The organism is Halorientalis persicus (genome assembly GCF_900110215.1).
In the GTDB taxonomy this organism is placed as follows: domain Archaea; phylum Halobacteriota; class Halobacteria; order Halobacteriales; family Haloarculaceae; genus Halorientalis; species Halorientalis persica.
The window spans coordinates 1-4,539 of sequence record NZ_FOCX01000082.1; the positions used below are offsets into that span (position 1 = coordinate 1).

The following is a 4,539-nucleotide window of genomic DNA, read 5'->3' on the forward strand; positions in this document are numbered from 1 at the left end:
CCGCCGAGTCTGTGGTCGGTGAAGGGGAGGGCCTGTCCCCCACTGGCATTGAGTCCGTAAATACCAGCGGGGCCAGTTATACCGAGAGTGGCGGTCTGGTAGATCGAGGTCGACGCAATAGTCGGCGGTGAATGATACGGCCCTGGAACACTGAATTGGCGCTGGCCTGTGTTCTTATCAAGTGCCAGTAATCCGTTTCCACCGATAAAAATCGTCTCACCGTGGCGGATCGGCTGGAAGCTTCCCCGGAACCAGTCTGGCGCTTCGTGCTGCCAGGCAACTGCCACATCATGTTTTGGTCCCGATGCATCGGGATTGTATCCAGTGCCGGAGGGATCATATCTGGCCATGGGCCAGTCGTAGGACGAAGTTGTATCTGATTCTCGCTGTGTACTAAGAGAGGACAAGCCAACTGTCCCGGCTATTCCGATGGCGGATGCACTGAGAAATTGACGTCGTGTGGAGGGCATCTAGTTACTGGTATATCACAAACACAATTATTGCTATTGGTAGTACAGCGAATGGCAGGGCTGCAGATCGTTGTTGCCGGTTTATCCCTGAAGTCCCTCGTAATGAGCATCAGCGTGGAGCCACCACCGTTGACGACTACCGGTAATTTCCCGATTTATTGCTGGTTGAGCTGACCATACAATGCAGACAAAGCACTTATCCAGCTGTCCTAATGACAAAGATATGAACCGGCGGACACTCCTTTCTACCATAGGAGCCGGTGTGGTTGCGGTTTCAGGCTGTCTTGATAATCGAACTGCAGGGACAACAACCCCGCTCCAACCAGGAGATATCGACTTTCCCGATGGACCGAAAGAACGTCCGGAGCGTCCCTCACCAGTCTCCGAAAACACTGTTCGAGAATATGTGAAACGTCACGAGTACCGCTACGTCTACAACTCACTGTGGATTGACGAGCATACTGACGTGATTGTTGACTGTCGTGTAGATAGCGTCGAGCAACGACAATGGGGGTACGAGGCTGTCGTTACGTGTACAGGATACGCGGAGTCTCAGGAAAATCCAACGGCGACGATTGCCCATGCCGACTGGTTCACACAATCGTATCGTTACCGGGTGAGTGAGAACACTACCCAACGGCTGGAAGCGAAGAACCGCGATCCCGTTTCCTGACTATCACTTGTTCTGATACTTGTGAGTACACGCACTGAGCAGATTTGCGTCCACTTCTCGTATAATGGAGTGTTCAGTATAGAGCAGCTATCTATCGGAGACGATGGGCCAGCCGAGAGTTTCAGCGACATCGGTGGTGGGGGGCTGGAGATCGAGAACGAACACGTCGTGGATGCGTCCAGTAGCGCAAATGGTGGGGTTGCGATCCAAGACGAACTGGACAAAGCAGCATCCGAGACGGGCATCACGAAGGTCATTGTCCCAGCCACGAAACCCGACGACCTATCAGGGTATCAAAACGCAAAGACCGATCAGGGATGGCTTCTCACCTCTGGGCTGGAGATTGGGGGGTTCACCCTCCTCAAATTCGAGTGCGGGGAGGTGTTTCTTGACAATCAGACAGACGACAACATCATCAAGAGCAAAAACTTCGACGCCACTGAACGGTTTGTCTACGCTGTCGGAGATTGGTCGGTCATCCTAAACGGTAACGCCGACCAGCAGAACCGTCAGTCCTCGTCGTATCCCAATTACGGCATCCATCTCGTCAACGTCGAACGGTTTGGAGTTGGTGGGTTTTCGCTCGGGCCGACGAACAAGTGGGCACTTGTCCCCGAGGGTTGTCGGTATGGCCACATCTTCGATGTCGAGTTACTTCAAGACGCATCATTTGCGAATCAAGACGGTATCCACATCCTCGCTGGCTCGTCTGGCAGTCACAACATCGTCGTCTCAAATACAACAGGGACTGTCGGAGACGACCCGTTTGTCGTCAACTCATCTGGGGTAGAAGCATACGGGAGCGGGGGGGACATCCATAACATCGTCTTCGACGGCGGCTCTGTCACAAACCTTGGGATCGGCGGTCTCCGCACAACCCCAGAAGGGGGCAACACGATCCGCAACATCGTATTCTCGGATCTCACCATCGAAGGGACGCCAGACATAGGTTGCCAGCTCGGATGGGCCAACACGCCGACGCAACCCGCTCTCGACGAGCATCAGCAGATCGTGATCGATGGTTGCGAGTTCCCCGATTCGACCAAGGTCATCCAGCAGGATTCGCCCGTCTCCCATGTCACGGTGTCAGACACTCACGCCCGCTTTTCTGCCAGTTTCTGGTCGCAGAATGAGAATGCTCTATCGGATGTCACGCTCGATACTGTGGATTTATTGGGGCGAAATAATCCCAGCGGTATTGTCGGTATCAATGGCACTGCTGACGGTTTTGACATTGACGGCTTGACGTTTGAGATGGCAGATTCGACAGAGTTGCCTACGGGGCTCCAAGTTGTGGGAACTGCTGCTAATCTCACGGATTCGACATGGCGAGATGTGACAATCAAAACGGACAACCTCGGGGCACGTGGCATGATAGAGTTGCGTGACGGGAGCGTGACTGGATTAGACATCCATGGTGCGGACCTTATCAATAATGGCCCGACCACTGGACAGGCACTCCGACTGCGTGGCAGTGGGACATACGATGGTGTCTACGTCGATGGTTTGACTGCTGACAACACGAAGTACCAGGTCGTCGTTGAATCGGGGATCGCGCAAAACGGACCCATAGAGATCAATGGAGTGACCTTCCGCAACACAGGCAGTACGCGCTGGACTGTCAACAGCGATGGCGTTGTCCTGAACGGAGTCGCACAGGAGTCGGCCAATGCTGAACAGCCGCAGATGTCGACCTACCGTGATGGGGCACTGGTCGACTTCACTGATTCGGGGGATGGCTCTGGTACTGGCCTCTATAAGCGAGTTGCCGTCCCGAACGGGTCGAGCAAATGGGCAGGGCCACTATGACATAAAGTACATATTTCGCTGTAGAGACTCTGCTAATATGGCTGGCAGAAAGAAGGTTACTTTCGTCCAAACTGCTGCTCCTGGCGAGGGGGGTGTGATGCACCCCGTGCATGAAAAGATGGCTGATAGCGTCGACGCTGATATACAGACTGTCTCTCGCCGCCCTCTTGGCCCTTTAAATGGGACGATGTTGTCCGACGCATCGCTGAAAGCGGATATAGACACTGGGTATGATGTTCTCATCATCGAAGAGCCTGGGGCTCTGTATACATTGCCACGCATTTCGCTAACTGACACAACTGTTATATATTTCCATACCTCTCCTGAGTTTGCTGGGGCGTCTGTATATCCGTTTAAAGACTCGCCAACTCCAGTCAGGCTGGGAGGGAAGGCACACCAATCGCTTGACGCCCGAGTACTCAAACAATTCGTCCGCTCGTATGTAGATGGAATTATAACGGTATCTGATCTGTTTGCTGATCGTGTTCAGCGGTGGTATAATGGTCTTGTAACCGTCGCTACACCGTTCATAGAAGCTGAAAAACAACCAAATCTGGAGGATGTGGATGTTAGCTTGAATTCACAAAACGCAGTTTTTGTTGGGTTTGGACGGGGACATAAAGGCGTAGATCAAATAGTCGATGTATGGCCACGTGTCAGGAATGCCTATCCAAAGGCAATGCTACAGATCTATGGTAAAGGACATCCCAGTAAGTATAGTAATGTTAACGGCGTGACTGTAAAAGGATATGCAGATTCATTATCAACTGCATTTAATGATGCTGCTCTGTTCATCCATCCTGCTCGATTAGATGCACATCCTCTGGCACCACTGGAGGGGATGTTTGCTGGCGTACCAGCTATTGTGAGTGGTGCAACTGGATCAAAAACCGCACTGGCACCTGCATTGTCAAACCTCGTGGTGAATAATCACACGCCTGAACGGCTTTCGCAACGGATTCAATGGTATTTCGGATTGCCAAACCACCACAGGAAGAAGATTGCCAAAAAGTGTGAAACAATAGCACGCCAATACACCGAGGCGGAGTTGCTTGAAAGCTTCAAAGAAGCGCTTCAGCTCCATTTGGACTGATAACTTCGCATCTACACTGAGCAGGAGATTCGTCCCCGGCGCTGTTGAAATCAACCATCTTGGGAACTGTTCAATGACACCCTGACCTTCAGCAATATTCGGGAAAACGTAGGCCCACAACGCTGGCACTCTACGACTACCTTTGGCGGACCGTTTCATGAGAACTGTCCGGACATCCATCGTTTCTCTACTTTGGACGATTGTGACTCAGCTATGGTGGACCATTCAGTTCACCGGAAACACGGTGTCCCGGAGAGCGACCGTCTGCCGAACGCTTACATTTGAAGACGTTCCACTATCACCTGGAAGGAACCAGTCACACGCTCCTTCCACCCTGTATGAACACCGACGAATCATCACTCGGTCGCTGTCCAGAGTGTGGCGATCAGATCCCCGAGACGTGGCTCCTCGTCGAATACGAGAAGGATGACGGCACACAGGGCATCTGGGCTGAGTGTCCGGAGTGTGACGATGTCGTCGCGCCGGAGCAGTAA

General features: G+C 52.6%; 4 protein-coding genes and 1 pseudogene. 4 read left to right on the forward strand and 1 reads right to left on the reverse strand.

The annotated features are described in order from the left end of the window. Nucleotides 1-287 (reverse strand): annotated as a pseudogene (locus BMX17_RS26830) (PQQ-binding-like beta-propeller repeat protein); the annotation flags it as partial. A gap of 406 nt (nucleotides 288-693) precedes the next feature. Here BMX17_RS26830 and BMX17_RS25690 point away from each other — a divergent pair. The 4 genes from BMX17_RS25690 (at nucleotide 694) to BMX17_RS27765 (ending at nucleotide 4,539) form a co-directional block, all read left to right on the forward strand. Continuing rightward, nucleotides 694-1,143, forward strand: a complete 450-nt coding sequence (locus BMX17_RS25690) for a hypothetical protein (protein WP_139203778.1) — start codon at nucleotides 694-696, stop codon at nucleotides 1,141-1,143. Between the two features lie 69 nt (nucleotides 1,144-1,212). After that, a complete protein-coding gene (locus tag BMX17_RS24545) occupies nucleotides 1,213-2,952 on the forward strand; it encodes a glycoside hydrolase family protein (protein ID WP_092665190.1) in 1,740 nt (579 codons plus the stop codon). A 37-nt stretch (nucleotides 2,953-2,989) separates the two neighbouring features. Further along, a complete protein-coding gene (locus tag BMX17_RS24550; RefSeq protein ID WP_092665194.1) occupies nucleotides 2,990-4,045 on the forward strand; it encodes a glycosyltransferase in 1,056 nt (351 codons plus the stop codon). Nucleotides 4,046-4,383: 338 nt separating this feature from the next. Beyond that, nucleotides 4,384-4,539, forward strand: coding sequence for a DUF7837 family putative zinc-binding protein (locus BMX17_RS27765; protein WP_170845567.1), 156 nt, complete (start codon nucleotides 4,384-4,386; stop codon nucleotides 4,537-4,539).

Bases quoted from the DNA above. Each gene is read 5' to 3' on its own strand.
- BMX17_RS25690 (WP_139203778.1), top strand. From the start codon at position 694: ATGAACCGGCGGACACTCCTTTCTACCATAGGAGCCGGTGTGGTTGCG.
- BMX17_RS24550 (WP_092665194.1), top strand. From the start codon at position 2,990: ATGGCTGGCAGAAAGAAGGTTACTTTCGTCCAAACTGCTGCTCCTGGC.
- BMX17_RS27765 (WP_170845567.1), top strand. From the start codon at position 4,384: ATGAACACCGACGAATCATCACTCGGTCGCTGTCCAGAGTGTGGCGAT.